18 protein-coding genes are annotated in these 21,400 nt (G+C 52.9%); 12 read left to right on the forward strand and 6 right to left on the reverse strand.

Annotated elements, in window-relative coordinates; genetic code table 11:
- Positions 1 to 95: 95 nt before the first annotated feature.
- Positions 96 to 1,235, forward strand: a complete 1,140-nt coding sequence (locus tag ACTF5M_RS01035) for an acetoin utilization protein AcuC (RefSeq protein ID WP_438959259.1) — start codon at positions 96 to 98, stop codon at positions 1,233 to 1,235.
- Here ACTF5M_RS01035 and ACTF5M_RS01040 read toward each other — a convergent pair.
- Positions 1,207 to 2,433, reverse strand: coding sequence for a 3-deoxy-D-manno-octulosonic acid transferase (locus tag ACTF5M_RS01040; RefSeq protein ID WP_438959260.1), 1,227 nt, complete (start codon positions 2,431 to 2,433; stop codon positions 1,207 to 1,209). The two genes, ACTF5M_RS01035 and ACTF5M_RS01040, sit on opposite strands and share 29 nt — an antisense overlap.
- Before the next feature lie 235 nt (positions 2,434 to 2,668).
- Between ACTF5M_RS01040 and ACTF5M_RS01045 the strand changes: the two genes are divergently transcribed.
- The 8 genes from ACTF5M_RS01045 to ACTF5M_RS01080 all read left to right on the forward strand — a co-directional run bounded on the left by ACTF5M_RS01045 (position 2,669) and on the right by ACTF5M_RS01080 (position 9,927).
- Positions 2,669 to 3,202: a cold-shock protein gene (locus ACTF5M_RS01045; RefSeq protein WP_438959261.1), complete on the forward strand. Its 534-nt coding sequence runs from the start codon at positions 2,669 to 2,671 to the stop codon at positions 3,200 to 3,202.
- A gap of 451 nt (positions 3,203 to 3,653) precedes the next feature.
- A complete protein-coding gene (locus tag ACTF5M_RS01050) occupies positions 3,654 to 4,340 on the forward strand; it encodes a molybdopterin cofactor-binding domain-containing protein (protein WP_438959262.1) in 687 nt (228 codons plus the stop codon).
- 146 nt (positions 4,341 to 4,486) lie between these two features.
- Complete coding sequence (locus ACTF5M_RS01055; protein WP_438959331.1) at positions 4,487 to 5,350, forward strand: metal ABC transporter substrate-binding protein; 864 nt, start codon at positions 4,487 to 4,489, stop codon at positions 5,348 to 5,350.
- Positions 5,347 to 6,243 carry a manganese/iron ABC transporter ATP-binding protein gene (locus tag ACTF5M_RS01060; protein WP_438959263.1) on the forward strand — a complete coding sequence of 299 codons (897 nt, stop codon included), beginning with the start codon at positions 5,347 to 5,349 and terminating at the stop codon, positions 6,241 to 6,243. Before ACTF5M_RS01055 ends, ACTF5M_RS01060 begins: the two co-directional genes overlap by 4 nt.
- Entirely contained in the window at positions 6,240 to 7,097 is an 858-nt protein-coding gene (locus tag ACTF5M_RS01065; protein WP_438959264.1) for a metal ABC transporter permease, read from the forward strand. The genes ACTF5M_RS01060 and ACTF5M_RS01065 overlap by 4 nt, the downstream gene beginning before the upstream one ends.
- Positions 7,097 to 7,915, forward strand: coding sequence for a metal ABC transporter permease (locus tag ACTF5M_RS01070; protein ID WP_438959265.1), 819 nt, complete (start codon positions 7,097 to 7,099; stop codon positions 7,913 to 7,915). The genes ACTF5M_RS01065 and ACTF5M_RS01070 overlap by 1 nt, the downstream gene beginning before the upstream one ends.
- A 148-nt stretch (positions 7,916 to 8,063) precedes the next feature.
- Positions 8,064 to 8,555: a TRAP transporter small permease gene (locus tag ACTF5M_RS01075; RefSeq protein ID WP_438959266.1), complete on the forward strand. Its 492-nt coding sequence runs from the start codon at positions 8,064 to 8,066 to the stop codon at positions 8,553 to 8,555.
- Positions 8,545 to 9,927: a TRAP transporter large permease gene (locus tag ACTF5M_RS01080; RefSeq protein WP_438959267.1), complete on the forward strand. Its 1,383-nt coding sequence runs from the start codon at positions 8,545 to 8,547 to the stop codon at positions 9,925 to 9,927. The genes ACTF5M_RS01075 and ACTF5M_RS01080 overlap by 11 nt, the downstream gene beginning before the upstream one ends.
- An 883-nt stretch (positions 9,928 to 10,810) precedes the next feature.
- On the opposite strand, the gene ACTF5M_RS01085 is transcribed toward ACTF5M_RS01080, so the two are convergent.
- Positions 10,811 to 11,785 (reverse strand): quinone oxidoreductase family protein, encoded by a 975-nt coding sequence (locus tag ACTF5M_RS01085; RefSeq protein WP_438959268.1) that lies wholly within the window; start codon positions 11,783 to 11,785, stop codon positions 10,811 to 10,813.
- 428 nt (positions 11,786 to 12,213) lie between these two features.
- On the opposite strand from ACTF5M_RS01085, the gene ACTF5M_RS01090 reads away from it, so the two are divergent.
- On the forward strand, positions 12,214 to 12,957 hold the full coding sequence (locus tag ACTF5M_RS01090; protein WP_438959269.1) for an enoyl-CoA hydratase/isomerase family protein: 744 nt from the start codon (positions 12,214 to 12,216) through the stop codon (positions 12,955 to 12,957).
- A 2-nt stretch (positions 12,958 to 12,959) separates the two neighbouring features.
- Here ACTF5M_RS01090 and ACTF5M_RS01095 read toward each other — a convergent pair whose 3' ends face one another.
- Together ACTF5M_RS01095 and ACTF5M_RS01100 are read right to left on the reverse strand one after the other, a co-directional pair.
- Positions 12,960 to 13,709 (reverse strand): sulfite exporter TauE/SafE family protein, encoded by a 750-nt coding sequence (locus ACTF5M_RS01095; protein WP_438959270.1) that lies wholly within the window; start codon positions 13,707 to 13,709, stop codon positions 12,960 to 12,962.
- A complete protein-coding gene (locus ACTF5M_RS01100) occupies positions 13,706 to 14,866 on the reverse strand; it encodes a pyridoxal-phosphate-dependent aminotransferase family protein (RefSeq protein ID WP_438959271.1) in 1,161 nt (386 codons plus the stop codon). The genes ACTF5M_RS01095 and ACTF5M_RS01100 overlap by 4 nt, the downstream gene beginning before the upstream one ends.
- A 68-nt stretch (positions 14,867 to 14,934) precedes the next feature.
- Here ACTF5M_RS01100 and ACTF5M_RS01105 point away from each other — a divergent pair, with 68 nt between their 5' ends.
- Both ACTF5M_RS01105 and ACTF5M_RS01110 read left to right on the forward strand, forming a co-directional pair.
- A complete protein-coding gene (locus ACTF5M_RS01105; protein ID WP_438959272.1) occupies positions 14,935 to 17,736 on the forward strand; it encodes an FAD-binding and (Fe-S)-binding domain-containing protein in 2,802 nt (933 codons plus the stop codon).
- Entirely contained in the window at positions 17,733 to 18,500 is a 768-nt protein-coding gene (locus ACTF5M_RS01110; protein ID WP_438959273.1) for a sulfite exporter TauE/SafE family protein, read from the forward strand. The genes ACTF5M_RS01105 and ACTF5M_RS01110 overlap by 4 nt, the downstream gene beginning before the upstream one ends.
- Positions 18,501 to 18,518: 18 nt before the next feature.
- Here the strand turns inward: ACTF5M_RS01110 and ACTF5M_RS01115 are convergent, their stop codons facing one another.
- A complete protein-coding gene (locus tag ACTF5M_RS01115; RefSeq protein WP_438959274.1) occupies positions 18,519 to 20,012 on the reverse strand; it encodes a class I adenylate-forming enzyme family protein in 1,494 nt (497 codons plus the stop codon).
- Positions 20,009 to 21,394, reverse strand: coding sequence for an acylating sulfoacetaldehyde dehydrogenase (sauS, locus tag ACTF5M_RS01120; RefSeq protein ID WP_438959275.1), 1,386 nt, complete (start codon positions 21,392 to 21,394; stop codon positions 20,009 to 20,011). Before sauS ends, ACTF5M_RS01115 begins: the two co-directional genes overlap by 4 nt.
- Positions 21,395 to 21,400: the final 6 nt, after the last annotated feature.

Consider the following 21,400-nt stretch of genomic DNA (forward strand, 5'->3'; position numbering starts at 1 on the left):
AGACATCAGGGTCAGCTCGGCGCATGTATTGGCGCGCTGATGTGTCTTTATAGGGACTGGACAGTCATGGGTGTGGACCTAGGCTCACCATCGTTATGACTGCACCATCTCTACTTGTTCGCCCCCTTTTCATCGGGTCCGAGATTTATCGCGGCTCGTCTTATGGCGCATGGCACCCGCTGCGTGTGCCGCGGGTCAGTACAGTTATGGATTTGTCGCGCGCACTGGGATGGTTGCCAGCACAGCAATACATCACAAGTCCGCGCGCCAAGCCCGTGGCAATTTCTGCATGGCACACACCTGCCTATATTGCGGCGTTGCAAGCCGCAGAGGCGGCGCAAGACGTCAGCGAAGAAGTGCGCCGCCGGCATCACATCGGGACCCATTCAAATCCTGTCTTTGCAGAAGTGTTTCGCCGCCCTGCTACATCTGCGGGGGGTGCGCTTTTAGCCGGAGAATTACTTGCCAACGGGGGGCGTGTTTATGCGCCAGGTTGTGGCACCCATCATGCGATGCCTGATCGGGCAAACGGGTTTTGTTATTTCAACGACCCGGTTTTGAGTATTTTGTCGCTAAAGCGCAGCGGTGTGATACGCATTGCCTACATCGACATTGACGCCCATCATCCAGATGGGGTGGAGCACGCGTTTAAAGCCGACCCAGATGTATTGATGATTTCTACCCACGAGGAAAACAGATGGCCCCGCACTGGTGCGCTTGTTGATGAAGGGGTGGGAAACCTGTTTAATTTGCCTTTGCCAAAGCACAGCCACGATGACGACATGGCCTATACTTTGTCGGAACTCATATTGCCCGCACTGCAAACTTTCAGGCCTGATGCGATTGTCCTTCAATGCGGCGCAGATGCGGTCGAGGAAGATCCGCAGTCAACGCTTGCTATGTCCAACAACGCACATTTTGATGTGATCCGCGCATTGCTTCCCATGTGTCCGCGCTTTTTGCTGCTTGGTGGGGGCGGCTATAATCCGTGGTCCGTGGGCAGGCTTTGGACAGGTGCGTGGGGCGTGCTGAACGGTATTGAGCCACCTCGGGATCTTGATGACGCACCGCGCCGTGTATTGCAGGCCCTTACATGGAGCGGCCACAGCCGTGGGAAAAACAGGCCTACGCATTGGTCAACCACCTTGCGCGACGATCCACGGAACGGGCCAGTTAAGGACGTGGTTCGTGAGCGGGTGGCTCAGCTTAAGAAGCGGCTCTTGGTGCGCGTGTAACATGCGCTTCAAGTTCTGTATAGAACGGCTCTTGATCTTGTGCGCGTCCTAAAACCGGTGCCGCCGCGTCGCACATCACATCTGGCCGGCAGGTCAGGATCTCATGCGCCAGGTCTTCGGCTGAACGGACCATCTTTGCGCCGCCCACAGCATTGAGGGCACCATAGCTTTCATTGAAATTTGACACGTGCGGGCCATGAAACACACCACACCCATGGCTTAGGGGTTCAAACGGCGTGTGCCCCCCAACGGGCTGGAAGCTACCAGCCACCACGCAAATATCAGCAATGTCATACCACAGCGCCATGTCGCCCATGGTATCGGCCAAGGTGATCTGGGTAGTGTTGGTGCGGCGGGTCCGGTTCGAATATTGGGCCACGCTGAAACGCTGGCCAATCAGGCTTAAAACCTCGTCACGGCGTTTGGGATGGCGGGGCGCCAAGATCAAATGCCATCGCGGGTCTTCGGCATGCAAAATGTCAAAGGCATCAAGAATGAGCTTTTCTTCGCCTGCGTGGGTTGAAGCGCCCAAAACTGTGAAGGGGGCTTGGTACAGCTGTGCAAATTCTGAGAAATCCGCGTGGGGTGCGGGGCGTTGATAATGCTCTTTTAGGTTGTTGGGTGCGCTGGTGTTTGGCGCGCCGAGGGCTTTGAAACGTGCCCCGCTGTCGCGGTCTTGCGGGCTGACAAGGCTCAGCGTGCGGTAAATATTGCATAGTGAACTGGGTAGTTTTTGCCACCGTGCAGCACTGCGCGCAGATAAACGCGCGCCAATAATCACGACTGGTATTTGTGCGTATGACAACACAGAAAGGCGGTTTGGCCAGATTTCGTTTTCGACAATGATATGCGCGCAAATGGACCAATTACGCAGTATCATATTTGTGATCCAACGTAGATCAATCGGTGCCAGATGCGCTTCGATCCGGTCGTTGCCCCAACTACGGATCATATCGCGGGCTGTAATCTGGTTGGTGGTGATCAGAATTTTGCGGCTTGGATCACGGCGCAAGAGCGCCTGAAGGGTTGCCTTGGCAGATGTGATTTCTCCGTTACTGGCTGCGTGGACCCAAATATGCGCGCCGCGCTGCGCAGGCCGTACAAAGCCAAGCCGCGCAGTTACCCCCCCCATTTTCAGGATGGCGTGCAGCAAAATAAACGGTGCTGCGAAGGTTATGACGGCTCTATATATCAACATGGTCACATCCGCCTTAGGCGGAGATATTGTGTCGAGCAAGGGTGCGCCTTTGATTAATTGATCAAAATGGCGGCGCTACGTGACGACAGATGGCTTTTAACACTGGGGTTTCGAAGAATTACTGTTTCTTTCAGTAAATTTTTGTGTAACTCGCCTCTGGAATTAAAAACAATCTTAACACTCGCTATGCAAAAACGGCAGCGTAACAAGTGCAGCCGGAGCGTAAGGCGCTAATATGTCGAATAGTGATAATAAAGATCAAAGTGGTCCGAGACCTGGTGATGTGCAAAGCCGCGCGTCACGTGGGGTAGTGAAGTGGTTTGACCAAAACAAAGGAATTGGCTTCGTTGTTGATGGGCAAACCGGCGAGGATGTTTTGTTACATCAAAACATCTTACGAGAGCTTGGCCTCAGCTCAATCGCCAAAGAGGTCGAGCTGGCTTATTGGGTCGAGGACAGCGCGCGCGGCGCGCGGATTTCTGAAATTACAGAAGTTATTGCGTCTGAAGATCTGCTAACGATTGGGGATTTGTCTGCGGATGAGTTAAGTGCGTTACAGCCTGCCATCGTCAAATGGTTTGACGCCAAAAAGGGCTACGGCTTTGTAATTCCTTACGGCGAGGCGAAAGAGGTGTTCTTTCACGCAGAAACCCTGCGCCTGTCATCTTTGGGTGAGGTTGCCTCTGGATTGGGCATTTGTGTCGTAATTGAGAACGATGGGCCAAAAGCAGCCGTGAAGTATCTGTTTCCTTGGACAGACGCGTCTTAGCTGGAGTTTGAATAAGCATCGTCTTGGCGTTGGTACCGTATCAGTACGACATTTTTGTTATTAACTGTTCATTGACGTATTTGTTCATTAAGCGTTCATCAATGTTACGCTACCTAATTATCGTCGAGGAGGTTTTCTTTGACAGGTAACGAGTAGCGCCACATGCTTAATGTATTTAGTAATGAGCCTGATGGAGTTGCTCCGTCAGGCTTTTTTGGTGCGTAGAAGTAGAGCTCAAATTCAATACTTATAGCCTATTTCACCACCAATCACGCATCATTCACGTATTTGCTTTAAACAGCGTTAATTATTTCATAGGAACGCCCTGCCTTGTGTGCAGACATTGGTAGTATTGAGGTTGGTAGCTAGTGCGTGTGTTGATGATTGAAGATGACGAGGCCTTGGTCAAAGTTGTCGATAAAACTCTAAAAAAGCAGCGGGTGTTTGGAATATGCCTTACGCAGTGCCGCACTTGTCTGTGCGTGCATATCGCACGCCAGAGTTAGCGCCGATTAGTTCGTGGCGATCTGTTGGTGCGTCATCGGCTGCGTTTTTTGTGGAGAGTTTTTTGGATGAAATGATCCATACTGCGGGGGTTGATCCGGTAGCAGAACGCTTAAGGTTGATACAGTCGCCACTTCACCGCGCTGTTTTGGAGGCAGTTGCTGAAATGTCGGATTGGGGTGCACCACTTGGCCAAGGGCAGGGGCGCGGCGTTGCCTTCGTCGAAAGCTTCGGTGTGCCAACTGCGGAAGTGGTTCAAGTGCGCGATACTAGTCGGGGCATTGTGATCGAAAAGGTCTGGGTTGCCGCAGAAGTGGGGCAGGTGCTTGATCCGATTAATTTTGAAAACAACGTGATGGGCGGGGTTGCCTGGGGACTTGGTCACGCAATGAACTGTGAGATTACGTTCACAGATGGCGTCGCAGATCAGCGTAATTTTGACATGCACGACGGAATGCGCATGGCGCAATGCCCGCACATTGAGGTCCGTGATTTGACGAACGGCGACAAAGTGCGCGGTATCGGTGAGCCACCTGTTCCCCCTGCCGCGCCTGCGCTTGCGAATGCGATCTTCGCTGCCACGGGACAAAGGCTGCGCAGGATGCCGTTCTGGAACGACATTGATTTTGCCTAAGCGGAGATTGCTGCAGTAGTTGAGAATCGCTCGCAATTATCTTGCTAGTTGCGAGCGATTCGCATAAAAGAGTGGCAGTCAACAATGGAGATCTGCACATGTTTTTCTTCCGTCCCTTGCTTTCATCGTCATTTTGTTCGCTGGTTATGGCGGGTACGTTTGCTATTTTGCCAATCAAGGCCGCTGCGGACGAACAGTTTAAAGTGGTGACGACTTTTACGGTTCTGGCTGATATGGCGCGCAATGTGGCCGGTGATGCAGCAGTGGTGGAAAGCGTGACAAAACCCGATGCAGAAATACACGGCTACGCCCCCACGCCCCGCGATATTCTACGCGCACAGGGTGCGGATTTGATTTTGTGGAACGGGCTAAATCTTGAACTCTGGTTTGAGCAGTTCTTGAGCAATTTATCCGACGTGCCCAGTGCCGTGCTGACTGACGGAATTACGCCGATCAGCATTTCTGCAGGTGAGTATACGGGCCTGCCAAATCCACATGCCTGGATGGGGCTGGATAATGCGCTGATCTATGTGGATAATATACGTGACGCATTGGTCACTCATGATCCGGACAACGCCGAGACATACCGCGCGAATGCTGACGCGTACAAAGCGCGTATCACCCAAACGATTGCACCCCTACGAGACCGTGTCGCAGCCATTCCGCAACAACAGCGTTGGCTGGCAACGTGTGAAGGTGCGTTCAGCTACCTCATCAAGGACTTCGCAATGCAGGAGTTATATCTGTGGCCGATGAACGCAGATGCCCAAGGCACCCCACAACAAGTACGTCGTGTAATTGATGCCGTGCGTGCGAACGATATTCCTGCGGTGTTTTGCGAAAGTACTGTGAGCCAAGCCCCGGCGGAGCAGGTCGCTAGTGAAACAGGTGCCAGTTACGGTGGCGTGCTCTATGTCGATAGCCTAAGTGCGCAGGACGGGCCCGTGCCGACATATCTGGATTTACTTCGCGTGACATCACAAACGATTGCTGATGGTTTGGGCGGATGAAAGACATAGCCGCGCCCCTTAGCACTGGCATCAAAGCCGAACATGTGACTGTTACCTACCGCAACGGACACACCGCTTTGTCGGACGCGAGTTTTGAAATTCTCGCAGGCACAATTACAGCGTTGGTTGGGGTGAACGGGGCAGGTAAATCCACGCTGTTCAAAGCAATTATGGGTTTTGTTCCCGCCGCACGAGGCGAGATTTCTGTGATGGGCATGTCCGTTAAGGCGGCTCTTGCCAAGAACATGGTGGCCTATGTGCCCCAAAGCGAGGACGTTGATTGGAGCTTCCCCGTACTTGTGGAGGACGTGGTGATGATGGGACGCTACGGTCACATGGGGTTTCTACGCCGGCCGTCTGCTGCGGACCATGCGGCCGTGAGTGAGGCATTGGACCGCGTCAGCATGCAAGCCTACCGGCACCGTCAAATCGGTGAGCTTTCAGGCGGGCAGCGCAAGCGCGTTTTTCTTGCGCGCGCATTGGCCCAACAAGGGCAGGTGATCTTGCTTGATGAGCCGTTTACAGGCGTTGATTTGCAAACAGAGGACGCCATCGTGGCGTTGTTGCAAGCCATGCGCGACGAGGGGCGCGTCATTTTGGTTTCGACCCACAACCTTGGATCCGTGCCAGAGTTTTGTGACCGCACGGTTTTGGTTAAAGGCACTGTGCTGGCCTCTGGCCCAACCGCAGAAGTGTTCACCCATGCTAATCTTGAAATCGCCTTTGGCGGCGTTCTGCGGCACTTTGTTCTAACCGGTTCACAGCTTCATGATGATGATGACACCCGCTCCGTTCGGGTCATCACCGATGATGAGCGCCCCTTTGTCGTTTACGGCGACGAGATGCAATCAGCGTCCGATGCGCCAAAAGCCAAAGGCGAAGGGACCGAATGATCGACACGCTTCTTGAGCCCTTTGGCTATTCCTACATGTTTAACGCAATTTGGGTTAGCTCGCTGGTGGGGGCAGTTTGTGCGTTTCTGTCTGCGTATCTGATGCTTAAAGGCTGGTCTTTGATTGGCGACGCACTGAGCCATTCGATCGTGCCGGGGGTTGCTGGGGCGTATATGCTGGGCCTGCCATTTGCGCTTGGGGCGTTTGCGGCTGGTGGTTTGGCAGCGGCATCGATGCTCTTTTTGAACCAACGCACGGGCCTGAAAGAAGATACTATTATTGGTCTGATCTTTACGTCATTCTTTGGGCTTGGCCTGTTTATGGTCTCGGTCTCGCCCATTTCGATCAGCGTTCAGACCATCACTTTTGGAAATATTTTAGCCATTACTCCTTCGGACACGCTGCAATTGGCTGTCATCGGTTTTGTCAGTTTAGCTGTGCTTTTGGCAAAGTGGAAAGACTTCATGGTGACGTTTTTTGACGAAGATCACGCCCGTTCAATCGGGCTAAGGCCCGATGTTTTGAAGGTCATTTTCTTTGCGATTTTGGCCGCTTGCTGCGTGGCCGCGATGCAAACTGTTGGTGCGTTTTTGGTCATCGCCATGGTCGTGACGCCCGGTGCGACGGCCTATTTGTTGACTGACAGGTTCCCACGGTTGCTTGCTCTAAGTGTGGCGATTGGTGCGACAACAAGCTGTGTCGGCGCCTACCTGAGTTACTTCTTGGACGGTGCAACTGGCGGGCTGATCGTGAGCCTTCAAACCCTGATCTTTCTGGTCGCGTTCATGCTTGCGCCAACCCATGGATATCTTGCGGCGCGTCGGCGTGCGGCTAAAGCGGTGCGGGCAAACTGATGGACGAGTTGCTGTTGCCATTTCAATTTGCGTTTATGAACAAGGCTTTCGTGATCATGGCAATGCTAAGCATTCCGACCAGCCTTTTGTCTTGTTATCTGGTCCTCAAGGGGTGGTCGTTGATGGGCGATGCGATCAGCCATGCGGTGCTGCCGGGGATCGTCTTGGCCCATGTATTCAGCATTCCGTTGCTCATAGGGGCGTTTGTTGCAGGTATGTTTTGCGCTGTTGCGACTGGCTTTCTTAGCGACAATAGCCGCGTCAAACAGGACACCGTAATGGGGATTGTGTTCTCGGGAATGTTTGGCTTTGGGATTGTTTTGTACACCAAGATTTCTACCAATCTGCATCTGGATCACATCCTTTTCGGCAACATCTTGGGGGTGGGGGAACAGGATCTTTGGACGGCTGGCCTGATCTCGCTGGGGGTTGCAAGTATCGTGATCGCCAAGCGGCATGACTTGATGTTGCATGCGTTTGACCCGGTGCAAGCGCAGGCTGTGGGATTGCGGGTAGGGTTGCTGCACTACGGGCTTCTGGCTCTTATCTCCCTGACGATTGTCGCGACCCTGTCTGCAGTCGGCATTATTTTGGCAATCGGGTTGCTGATTGCACCGGGCGCGATTGCGTATCTGTTGTCCAAACGCCTCAGCATTATGTTGCCTACTGCCGTACTCGTAACGCTCGCCTCAAGTCTTATAGGTATCTGCGCCAGTTTTTTCATCGACAGTGCACCGGCGCCAACAATCATTTTGGTGCTGACCATTTGCTTCATTGCGGCCTTTGTGCGGGCGCGCTTTAAACTTCGCGCAGCCTGATAGTGTCTGTCCGAAACTAGTAAGAGACTGGTGGGTTGAAGAAGTGCTGCGCAGTGGTATTGACCACGCGAGCCCTGCAAAATGGCAGGATAAGATGGCAACCGCCAAAACATATGAGGCAGAGTAGATGTCCCTTAGGGCGATCTTGGTGAAAGTGATTAATGGCTGGGCGCTGTTGGGTGGTGCTTTGCTTTTGATCATTGTCGCCGTCACCGCGATTAATGCCGCAGGTTTCAGCGCAAATGTCATCGCGCGGCTTTGGGGGGATACAGTTCCGGGGTTGTCGGGTTACGAAGACGCGGTTCAGATGCTGGTTGGCGTCGCAGCGCTGGCGATGTTTCCTTACGCGCAACTGCACAGTGCGCACGCCTCTGTTGATGTATTTATGCAATACGCAACCGCGCGGGCCAGCCGTATCGTTACCCATTTATCCAATACTGTGTTGGCCGCAATCGTGGTGTGGATGGCGTTTATGCTGGTCCAAGGTACGCTTCAAATGCGCGCGGATCACGTTGAAACTACGGTTCTGGGCTGGCCCGTGTGGGTGTTCATGTCTTCGGCAGTTGTGTCCTGCGCGCTTTGGTCAGTGGCGGCACTCATGGCAATAGCGGGACCGCCGGAGAATACCGATGGAGCGTGAAATCATAGGCATTTATGGACTGTTGGCGCTGTTCGTTCTGATCATGCTGCGCATACCCGTGGCGTTGGCGATGTTGGTTATTGGTGTTGTGGGCACGTGGGTGCTGAGCCTCGCCTCGCCGTTCATCAAATTCGGCCCCTACCTTTTGCAATTCAAAACTGCGCTGTGGAATTCGGTGGCGAATTACGATCTGTCGGTTGTGCCTCTCTTTGTGCTCATGGGCTTTTTGGCGGCGGAGACGGGTCTAAGCCGTGATTTGTTCCAAGGCTTAAGTGCGCTGACGCAGAAAATACGTGGTGGGGTGGCAATGGCGACCGTGCTGGCGTGTGCGGGTTTTGGGGCGGTAAGTGGCTCGTCTATCGCGACTGCATCGACCATGAGCCGCGTTGCACTGCCCGAACTGCGCCGCCTGAAATACAACGAGGGCCTTTCCACAGGCGTGCTGGCCGCAGGCGGTACGTTGGGTATTTTAATCCCGCCGTCCGTGGCTTTGGTGATCTACGCGATCGTCGTGGAAGCGCCGATCATAGAGATGTTCCAAGCGGCTATCTTCCCCGGTCTTTTGGCAGTTGTGTTTTTCCTAATCGTGATACGTGTGCGAGTGGCCCGAAACCCTGATCTTGCCCCGCAACCCGTAACACTCAGCCCTTCAGAACGTACTTACGCCATTAGGCGTTTGATCCCTGTCACGTTAATTTTCGGGGCCATTATTTTGGGTCTTGGTATGGGTTTTTTCACGCCGACACCCGCGGCGGGCGTAGGAGTATTTTTGATCTTGGGGTACGGCCTTTTGTTGAGGCGCACGTCTGATGACGGGCTGACTTTTGGACGTTTGAAAGCAGCACTTCTGGCGACAGCAAAAACCGCATCGATGATCTATTTCATTTTGTTCTCTGCAGATATCCTCAAGGGCTTTTTCGCGCGCACTGGCCTGCCAGCGTCGCTGAGTGATTGGGCGGCTGCCTCTACGCTTGAGCCTTACGTCATTCTGATTTTGATGTTGCTCATCTTAATCATTTTAGGCTGCTTTATGGAAAGTCTGTCGATGATCTTGGTCGTGGTGCCGTTCTTTTGGCCTGTCTTGATCGAGCTCAATGGCGGGGATTTTGTCACCGCTGAGACTGCTGCATTTGGCATGACGACAGATGATTTACGTATCTGGTTTGGACTTCTTGCGCTTATTGTCGTAGAGCTTGGGCTGATCACGCCGCCAGTTGGCCTGAATGTTTTCGTGATCAAATCCTTTTCGCCCACCACAAATCTAGGCGTCATTTTCCGTGGTGTAGCGCCATTTTTTGGAATTGAATTGATCCGCGTTGCACTATTGTTGGTCGTGCCCGCGCTAGCTCTTTATTTACCGCGAGTGTTGTAAGCCTGCTGATGTGTGCTGTGTTTCTCTTGCATCCGAACAACAACTAGATCGAGTAAGATCATTTGCCCTGTTGCAGGCCAGTGCTAGAAATGTTTTCGAATTATTTCGGCATTGAAGGTAAAAGAAAAATTTAACCTCGGTGCCTTTGTTGGTCGTTAGTTTTGTGCCTTAACTATATTGGCAACAACCTCCTATGCTGCGTAATTTGTGCGGTAGCTAGATAAGCTTGTTGTTGAAGCTGATTCGCATAGCACCGTTGGCCTCAACCCTATTTATACTCGACACTAAAATGGTAGTTTGCCTGACACGAAACACAAGCTGGTCTCAAAGGTGTTGGACATACTGGTCGCTCATTGTTTGTGGCCTTGTAAGATCACTGTGTTTATTGGCCGTTAGTCATTTGATTATGAGCAAACGAGTCCAAAGTTGAGGTTAACTTAAATGCTGTAGTATTGTATACTGGGCTCCAATCGTAATTGGTTCTTAATTTGCCGTAACGCTGAGAAACTCTGTGAGCTCTGTTTTGCTGAGTTGTAGTTCTGTTTCAATCATACAGTATCATGAATGTTTTGCTGCCTTCACTTATCTTAATGGTTGGGAATACGTCGGTGAATTCGAAAAGGTGAAGTTCGTTTTCTATTCTGAATTACGTCTGTGAGACGGCTCATATTACTAAACTACAAATTCAAAATGATATTGCTACCGAAATTTTGGAGTAGGCTCATACGGGGCAAAAGGATATTTTGACGTTGCTTAAATAACACCTAGCGTTCAGCTCAGTTTGTAATTCTGCTACTTACCCCAACACTTCAATGCGCGAAAAATTTCCTTTATCTGATACTGTTTATCAAGCACCAAAAACATGTTTATGGAAGAAAAATGCTCAGATTTTTAATACAGTAGAGCCTGTTGTCTCGCGGGCCTCCAGCGCTTTATGAGCTTTTACTACCTCACTCAATGCGAACCGCTGGCCAATATTAATCTTCACATCTCCCGTCAGCACTTTTGCAGCAAGATTTTGTGCCATAGCCTGACAGGTGTCATGATCGCTAATATGAGTGAAAATCGTCGGTCGAGTTATTTTTAACGATCCCTTTTTTCCCAAAATACCGACTTCAAAAGGGGGGACCGGCCCCGAAGCATTTCCGAATGATATCATCATGCCTAGTGGTTTGAGAGAATTGAGTGATCCGTCGAAGGTGTCTTTACCAACAGCGTCCATCACGACGTCAACGCCTTTGCCGTCTGTTAGGTCACGTACTCGCTCAACCCAATCTTCACTACGGTAATTAAGGCAATGGGTCGCTCCATGATCTTTCGCTAGCTGGCATTTCTCACCTGTTCCTGCGGTTCCGATCAATTTGATCCCTTCCGAGCGAGCCCATTGGCAAGCCAAAAGGCCGACACCGCCAGCTGCTGCGTGAAACAGTACGGTATCACCAGATTTCAGGGGTGAGGTGCGATGGAACAGATACTCGACCGTCATACCTTTGAGCATCATCGCAGCACCTTCCTCGTAGGAGATGCCATCAGGTAGTGGACAGACCTGTGCTGCAGGCATGACCCGTGCCTCAGAATAAGCGCCTGGTGGGTTCGAGGCATATGCGGCTCGATCGCCGACTTTAAGATGCGTGACCCCTTCGCCCACGGCATCAATTACTCCTGCGGCTTCCATTCCCATTGCATGGGGCAATTGCATTGGATACATTCCGCTGCGTTGGTAAACATCGATAAAATTCAAGCCAATAGCTTTATGAACAATTCGGACCTCACCATTTTGAGGTTCACCTACATCAAGATCCACCAATTTGAACTGATCTGGTCCGCCATGTGCTTCGATGATTGCTGTTAATGCCATTTCTGATCCTCATGTTGCTCCTCTAACAAGGAAGCAATTCCATAGGGATGTCTAATGCTTACCTGTATTTGTAGGACGTAAAAAATCTCCCACCACCAAGGAAATTACCTTGAATTTATCGCAGGTTGAAGTCAACCCTAGTTCCTGAAGGTTAGTGTCTGAGTGGCGACTTGGGTGATAGGGAATTGGTAAAAAAACCCTTTATTGGGTTATCTTTGACCTAAATTAAACCGCCAAGGCGAGCTGGCTCACCGAACACTTCTAAATTATGATCGGTCCTTATCAGGGGATGGTGCTTGTCGATATGGCAGCGCCTGTCATACTAGGTGGGCGCTTGGCGGAAGTTGTCATGCGGAGATTGCCGCCTGATCTGGGTGAATAAACAGAGGCGCTCTTGGCGAGCCTTGGGAAAGTGTAGGGGGAGTATCATGGAACCAGAGGAATCTGAGCTGATCTGTACCCGTGACGGCGATTTGCTCACTCTGACGTTAAACCGCGGCTCCAAAGCCAATTCTTTATCGCCTTCGCTGGTTGAAGATTTGATCATGGCACTCGATCAAGCAGGCGACGTACGTATCGCGATCATTCAGGGCCAGGGAAAGCATTTCTGCGCCGGTTTTGACTTATCTGATATCGCCGATTTGTCGGATGGTGACTTGTTGTGGCGCTTTGTTCGGATCGAATTGCTGCTGCAAAAAATTCATTTGAGCCCTTTCCCGATCATCGCGTTGGGACACGGGCAGATTGTTGGTGCAGGGGCCGATCTTTTCGCCGCCTGTTCGCGCCGCGTATTAGCTCCCGGCGCGAAACTCAAAATGCCAGGCTGGAATTTTGATCTGGCCCTTGGTGCCGGGCGGCTGGCTGCCCTAATTGGGCAAGATGCCGCGCGAGATATGTTGATAGATACCAAATCCATTTCAGCAGAAGAGGCTTTTGACATAGGACTTGCAACTGATCTGGTGGGTAAAGGGAATTGGAAAGTATTCGCCGTCCGCTTCGCCGCCCGCGCACGCGCGCTGCCATTTCATGCGACGAGCCGAATGATGGAGCTGACCCGTGCGCCGGGCGATGCTAACCATGATCTGGCAGCTCTAGTGCGCACTGCTGCGGAGCCTGGCCTGAAAGCCCGCCTTGAGGCGTACCGAAGTTGGGCCATGCGCGAAAAGAAATAGCCTCACAGTATGGGCAGGATCAGGCTCAGCGCCATTACAGAAAGCATTATGAGGGTTGCCGTTCGGAATAGTTGTTCCGATAGGCGATGACGAACTGCGCCGCCTAGTGCGACGCCCACGAACATTACGCAGGATCCGACCACGGATATCAAAACGTCTTGCATGGAGAACAAGCCTAGCTTGCCAAGGCCGAAAGCCATGACGAAACTCGACAGGGTGAACGAGCAATTTACGGCTTGAATGAATAGGTCGCGCGGCATCTTGAGCATCATCAAAAACGGTACAACGGGCATGACTTGGGAGCCTGTGACGCCGTTGATCGTTCCAGTCACTAACCCAATGATCGGCACGAGCGGCCGTTCCAGATGGACGGATAGGGTAAGACTTGGCTTTGCCAGCGAAAACCCGATCCATAGGAATACCATAACGCCTAAGATCCCGCTGGCCAGATTAGCGTCGATTTTTGAAAGCATCCAAAGCCCAAACGCTAGCCCTGGAATCAGGGTCAACAGCAGCGGCCAGAACCGTGCCACGGTCACCCCAAAATGACCCGCTTGGCGCATCACCATGAGGTTTGACAACACTGACGGGATAACTACCAACGGTAAAGCTTCTTTAAGTCCGAACATCAGTGCGAGTATGGGCAGACAGGTTGTGGTGAACCCTATACCCGTGATCCCTTTGGCTGTTCCTGCGAATAAGTAAGCGCCAGAAATAACGGCAATATGTAGAAGGCTCAGATCAAAGCTCATGCTCCGGCCAAGTACTCCATTGCCGCCTGCGCACCGCCTCTTTGGAAGTCTACCTTGGCGCGCATCAGACCCATCTCGACACCGCAGAGCGTGCCCATTAACATTAAGTCGTTGAAATCGCCCAGATGTCCGATGCGAAATACGCGATCTTCGACTTTGTTCAGTCCAGTTCCCAGCGACATATCGTAACTGTCCAAAATCTCGGCCCGCAAGGCATTAGCGCCTTTTTCATCGGGCATTAAAACGGCTGTGAGGCTGTTTGAGCGCTCTGCGGGGTTGCTCGCTAAAATATTCAGGCCCCAAGCGTCAACGGCTTTACGCGTAGCGCCAGCGTGGCGCGCATGGCGGTCAAACACCGCCTGCAGCCCCTCTTCGGCCAGCATATCCAGCGCTTCGCGCAGACCATAAAGCAGCGTGGTCGCAGGCGTATAGGGAAAAAACCCCTGCTCATTCGGTGCCGCCATGTCGCGCCAATCCCAATAGGAGCGCCGGTCGCCACCTGCCTCACAAGCCGCCCATGCCTTAGGTGAAATTGTGTTGAAAGATAGCCCAGGTGGCAACATTAGCCCTTTTTGCGATCCAGCCACCACTACATCAACGCCCCAAGCGTCAGTCTGAAAATCTATCGAGCCAAGCGATGAAATCGTATCCGCGATAAGTAGTGCTGGATGTCCGGCCGTGTTGATAGCCGCACGCACGGCGGCAATGTCAGATGTAATCCCGGTGGCGGTGTCATTGTGCACAACGCAGACCGCTTTGATCTTGTGATCTGTGTCCGCGGTAAGTTGCGCTTCTATGGCTTCGGCATTGGCACCTGTTCGCCAGTTGCCTTGCATGAAGACCGGGTCGAACCCTAATTTCTGCGCCATATTCTTCCACAGCGTTGCGAATTGGCCGGTTTCATACATCAAAACTTTGTCGCCGGGGGACAATACGTTTACTAACGCCGCCTCCCAAGCCCCTGTGCCTGAGGCGGGATATATCACCACTTGGTTTTGCGTTTTGAATATCGCCTTCAGGTCTTCCAAAATGCTTCGCCCTAGTTCTGCAAATTTAGGGCCACGATGGTCAATAACTGCGCGATGCATGGCCCGCTGAATACGATCTGGCGTGTTCGTAGGTCCTGGGATTTGTAGAAAATGTCGTCCTGATTTCATGGTACCACCAAAAAAGTTTGCGCATCTAGATTCCGACGTTAAAGTTAAGTAGTAAAAGGTCAAGTTGCATGGCGATAGACGCAGAAAAGTTGAAAAGCCTGGTCGAAGGCGAAGTTCTTTCCTCCAGCTTTGACCAGGGGCGTTACGCCACGGATGCCTCGATTTACCAGATCCGGCCGCGTGCCGTACTAATTCCCAAAACATGGACCGACGTCGAAGCCGCGCTGGAGTTCGCTAATTCTGAGGGGATTTCGCTTTTGCCCCGTGGCGGCGGCACTTCGCAGTCAGGCCAGACGGTAGGCGATGCCCTAGTTATCGATTTCACCAAGCACCTTAACAAAGTTGAGCACTACGATGCCAAAAAGGGCTGCATCACCGTTCAGCCGGGTCTAGTTCTAGATGATTTGAATCGCAGGCTTAAGGCAGATGGGTGGTGGTATCCGGTGGATGTCTCAACGGCCTCGCGCGCGACACTTGGCGGGATGGCGGCCAACAATTCATGCGGATCGCGTTCGATCCGCTATGGCAAGATGCAAGACAACGTTGAGGCTTTAGAGGCCATCTTGGCAAATGGCGAGATGCACCGTTTCGCGGCGCTTCGCCCTGACGCGGCATTGGACACTGATATGCGTGCCTTGGCCCTGCGCGAGGAAGTAGAAATTCGGGCGCGTTTCCCGAAGGTTCTGCGCCGCGTTGGCGGGTATAATATCGACGCCCTTTTGGGAGATGCCCCGAATATGGGCCAGCTTTTGATAGGGTCTGAAGGAACGCTGGCGATTACGAAATCTCTAGATTTAAAACTTTCGCCGACGTTAACAACCAAAACGCTGGGCGTGTGCCACTTCCCCACATTTCATGCGGCAATGGACGCCGCACAGCATATTGTTAAACTGAACCCAGTTGCTGTGGAGCTTGTGGATCACAATATGATCCGTCTGGGCCGTGGCATACCTCAGTTCAAGCCGATAGTTGATAGGTTTGTCAAAGGCGAGCCGGCAGCGCTGCTTTTAGTCGAATTTGCCGAAACAAACGCCGAAAATCGCCGCCGCCTGAGTGCCCTGGGCGATCTGATGGCAGAGCTCGGTTTTCGCTGGGGTGATCCGGGTAAACGTGAGGGCGGAGTTGTAGAGGCTGAGGATCCAAGCTTTCAGGCCGAAATCTGGGGCGTGCGGACCCAAGGGCTTAACATTATGATGTCGATGCGGAGCGAAGGTAAACCGGTTTCCTTTGTTGAGGATTGCGCGGTCCCTTTAGAGCATCTGGCAGACTTCACCACAAAGCTAACGGAGGTTTTTCGCAAACATGGTACGGATGGAACGTGGTATGCCCACGCCTCTGTAGGACTGCTGCACGTGCGCCCGGTGCTGAACTTGCGACAGGATATGGGGCTGCGCCAGATGCGCGCTATTGCCGAAGAAGCCTTTGATCTCGTAGCGGCATTCAAAGGCTCGCATTCTGGTGAACATGGGGATGGCATTGTCCGGTCCGAATTTCACGAACGCATGTATGGAGTTCGGATGGTGCGCACGTTCGAAGAGGTCAAGGATCGCTTCGACCCTGGCGGTGTGATGAACCCTGGCAAAATTGTTCGTGCGCCCAAGATGGATGAGCGTAGCCTGACCCGCTGGCCCGAAAACTATGATCCGCAAAACCGTTCCACGGTGTTCGACTGGTCGGATTGGCCCGGCGGTCTGACCGGCGCCGCGGAGATGTGCAATAATAACGGTGCCTGCCGGAAAAGTACGACTGGGGTCATGTGCCCCTCTTTTAGGGTGACCGGTGATGAAAAGGACCTCACCCGTGGGCGCGCCAATGTGCTTCGTTTGGCTTTGACAGGGCAGCTCGGAAAGGATGCTTTTACTTCGGATCAGATGGCTGAAGCGATGGAACTTTGCGTAGGTTGCAAAGCCTGCAAAAGCGAATGCCCGATGTCTATTGATATGGCCAAGATGAAGGCGGAGGTTCAGGCCGCGCGGGTAGCTTCGGTGGGTCTGAAATTGCGTGATAGGATCATTGCATCTCTGCCTCGCATGGCTTCCGCGGCGACTAAACTTGCTCCACTGGCCAATGCGAGTCGTGGCCTGGCCCACTTTGTTGGCTTCAGTACATCCCGTAAGCTGCCCGCGTTCAAAAGGGCTTTTGCAGGAAAACCGGATGGCGAGGTTTTGCTCTTTGCCGATACCTTCAACCGATACTTCGACCCTGAAACCCTAGCTGCCGCGCAGCGCGTGATTGAGCGTGCTGGGTTCAGTGTCGGCGTGTTATCTATCAAGGGCCGTCCGCTATGCTGTGGGCGCACCTACCTGTCCGCCGGACTGCCCGACAAGGCGAAGGCTGAATTGGAACGGACGACAATAGCGATGCGAGACGCTTTAGATGCTGGAAAGGTAATTGTCGGGCTAGAGCCTTCATGCACATTGATGTTTCGCGACGAAGCGGTAAACCTGATCTCTGATTGGACCGCAGACGATGGCGCGCAGATTTTGACCTTTGCCGAATTTATTGCACAACATTCAGATCACCTTACTGCCCGATCTGAGACGAATGTGGTGGTACATGGCCACTGCCATCAAAAGGCGATGGGTGTCGCACAGACAACCGTGGACGTCATCTCTGGGATTGAGGGGGCAAAGGCGCAGATGATCGAAAGTTCATGTTGCGGGATGGCCGGCCCCTTTGGCTATCAGGCTGAAACCGAAGAGGTCTCGCGCCAAATGGCGGAGCTGTCTCTTGCGCCTGCTGTCCGTGCCGCACTGCCTGATACCGTTGTCGTCGCGGACGGGTTTTCTTGCCGCTGTCAGATCGCCGATGTCGCCGGGCGCGAGGCGATGAGCCTTGCCAAACTGCTTGACCGGATGACCTGCTTGTGACCGAACTGCTAGTAACACTCACTCAGGATTTTGATCCTTTTCAAACGGCAGTTCTTGTCCTGATTTTCCTCTTTGCCGCGATCGTCAAAGGCTTTCTTGGGATCGGTTTGCCTGCAGCCTCCATGGCGTTCCTGACGCTGATCATGCCACCGACCGAAGCAATTCCATTGCTGTGGTTGTCGATCCTCGCCACTAACGCGCTGCAGTTTGCCCATGCCCCAGAAAAGCGGGAAATTATCCAAGAATACTGGCTTTTTGCGCTAGCGATCATGGTCTGCATTTTCATAACGTCCATGTTCATCGCCGATTACCCTACAGCGCTTTTGACCGTGGCGATTGGTATTGCAATGGTTGTGTTTTCTTTGAATCTTTTGTTCCCGATCAGCTTCGACCTGGGGCCGGGGCGTGGCTGGCATTTGGGATTTGGAATTCTGTCTGGGACACTTGGTGGGATTAGTTCGATTTGGTCGCCCACGGTTGCGATGTATCTGGTCGCACGAGGTGTCTCGAAAGAGACTTTTATCGGCGCTACGGGTTTTCTGTTTCTGGCAGGTGCGTTACCATTAGGCGCTGGTCAGTTGGTGGCAGGAGTCTTGACCCTTCCGATGTTTGTGAAATCAGCCTTCGCGTTGTGCGTAGTGCTAGTTGGATTTCGCATTGGCGAAGAGTTGCGGGCCCATGTGAGCCAGAAATTCTTCCGTAAGGCGGTGTTGATCGCGTTCTTCTTAATGGGGTGCCGGCTGATCTTAAGCGGCTTGAATTGAAAGCCAGCTCGCCCCGGATTAATTTCCGCCGTAGATCATTTCGTTCAGGTAGAGCCGCTGAATTTTTCCAGATGGTCCCTTGGGCAGTTCGGGCAGAATATGGACGACGTCGGGCGCTTTGAATTTTCCGACGCGTTCGATGCACAGCAAGAGTAGTTCCGCGTCTTTAGCAGTTGAGGCTTCGCTCAGGCGTACCGCTGCTTCTACGCGTTCGCCGTAGCTGTCGCATGGTCGAGCAAAGGCGGCTGCTTCGACAACGTCTGGGTGCTCGTATAACGCCTCGTCAATCTCGCGTGGAGCGATGTTTTCTCCACCTTTTATAATTAGCTCTTTGAGCCGCCCAGTGACAAAGACGTAGCCGTCTTTGTCCATACGCCCCAAATCGCCGGTCCGAAGCCAGTCACCGTGGAATGCTGCGGCTGTGGTGTCTGGATCATCTAAATATCGTTTCATCACATTCGGACCTCGGACCTGGATTTCACCCTCGACACCGCGGCGGCATTCCGTACCGTTATCGTCCGCAATCCGCGCCTCATTACTTATCCCTTGGCCGGCTGATCCAATTTTATGGAGTTCGGGATTAAGAGGATTGACGAGGCACTGCGCTGCCGTTTCCGTCATTCCAAGAGACTCCACGATTGCCAGCCCAAACCGATCCTGAAAGGCACGCTGAGTTTCGACCGCAAGCGCCGAAGAGGCCGAGCGTGCGAAGCGCAGCTGAGGTTTATGGCTAGGGTGGGGCTCGGCCTTTCCATGGAGCAAATGGCTGATGATTGTGGGTACAACGGAGAACCACGTAATACCCCCATCGGCGGCCTGATCCCAGAACTTGCTGGCTGAGAACCGAGAGACCATGGCGAGCGATCCTCCGGACACCAAGGCGCCCATTACCGATACGCAAAGCCCGTTGATATGATAAAACGGCAAAACTCCCATACCGCGATCTTGCGGTGTTAACTCGTGGGAGACGCTGACGGTCCAGCCCCCGGCAAGCAAGCTAGATTGCGAATGCACAACACCTTTAGGTCGTCCAGTGGTGCCGGAGGTGTACATCAAAAGTGCGTCGTCATCAGTAGTTATGTCATGCAGTGGTACGGCCGCATCGGTTGGCCTGTAAAGCTCCAGGGCGTCTGGGCGCACTTTGTCAAAGGTTGTTATTTGGTCGTCATGTACGAATGCAAGACGCGCCTTGGAATGTTTCATTGCATAGGCAAGTGCATCTGGGCCTGCTGCAAGGTTCAGCATTGTCACTCGAAACCCGCCGTAAAGGACGGCGAAAAGAGCTCTTATACCTTCTAGCCCATTGGGATGCATCACGATGACACTTTCGCCCTTCGCGATACCCTGCGCTGTGAGATCTCCGGCCACCTGTTTTGAGTGGGATCTGAGTGCAGCCCAGGTCAACGTTTCACCAGTTTCTGGGAAGACAAAAGCAGGACGACAGTCATTTCCCCGCTCATTGAGCCAGTCGCGAACTGTCCCGCGGGGCGGTGTTGCTAGATCAAACTTCATCGGCCTGCTTCGTCCCAATACTCGGCAAAAATTGCGTCTAAGCTTGGTTCACGCGTTGGAATTTCACGGATGATCTTGGTGGACTGCATAAAGTGGCGGTAGTTGACGTTTTCGCCCACTGAATTTCCGCCCCATGTACCGCAGCCCATGGAAAGGGAAAATGGCATGCCGTTGGTGAAGGCTCCACCGGTAGCAAATGTATGGGCTTGATTGACGATCACCCGGCTAGTGGGGATGGCTGTGGCGAGGGCTCTTGCGCGGTTGTCATCATTGGAATGGAGACCGACGGAATGGCCCGCGCCTTGATACACCTGGATGCGGCGTGTCACGGTGACGGCTTCGTCGAAATCGGAAGCGCGATATAGCGCCAAAACCCGGCTCAGTTTTTCGCCAGACAGAGGATGGTCCGGGCCAATACCGCGGGTTGGGACCGCAATATAGTCGGTTCCTTCCGGCACATCGAGATCTAGTGCTGCAATCATTTTGTCCGCATCTTGTGCAATCACCGAACGGTTCAAATGCCCATTAGGCCAGAGCTTTGCTACGATCCCATCCTCATCGTCTACCAGTGCGCCGCCCGCCCGCGCCATCGCGGCGACAAAGGCGTCATAAACTGCATCGACCACAACAGCCGAGTTCTCAGAGCTGCAAGAGGTGGCATTATCAAAGCACTTGGAGGCGCGAATTTTTTTAGCTGCTTCGTCCAGATCGGCGGTTTCGTCCACGATCACAGTGACGTTGCCTGCGCCTACGGCGACTGCGGGCGTTCCTGCGGTTTGAGCGCGGTGCACGTTGTTCTGGCTCCCGGTACAAACGATCATGTCGCATGCATCCATGAGCGCTTGTGTCTTTTCCTTTGAGCCGGGAGGGGGGATCATCTGCACCAAGTTCGGATCTTCGCCGATCTTGGTAAATTCGGTGTAAATATAGTCTAGCAGTCTCTCAGCGCAGGCTACGCCTTTAGGGGAGGGTGCCACAATAATTGCATTGCCGCATTTGAGCGCATTTATAATATTATTGGCAGGTGTGGCAGCTGGGTTGGTCGAGGGTACAATAGCCGCTACAACTCCCTTAGCGCGCGCGATTTCCGTGATGCCCGATGTCGGATCATCCGACATCACGCCAAAGGTTAGGGCATCCTTGAGATCATGCATCAAGCCAAAGGTCTTGCGATAGTTTTTGGTGATCTTATCGGGCACATTACCAAGGCCGGTTGTTTGCACAGCAAGTTCCGCCAAGTCGCGATTGCGGGCTGGTTCCATAATGGCCCAAGCTACTGCTTGAGCGGCACGGTTATAGCGCTCTTGTGAGCCTTCTGCCTCATATTGGGCTTGGGCAGCTTTCGCCAGCGCCACGATCGCTTCAATGCTGGTATCATTCATCCCAAC

This window comes from Nereida sp. (assembly GCF_965655635.1).
Lineage (GTDB): Bacteria > Pseudomonadota > Alphaproteobacteria > Rhodobacterales > Rhodobacteraceae > Nereida.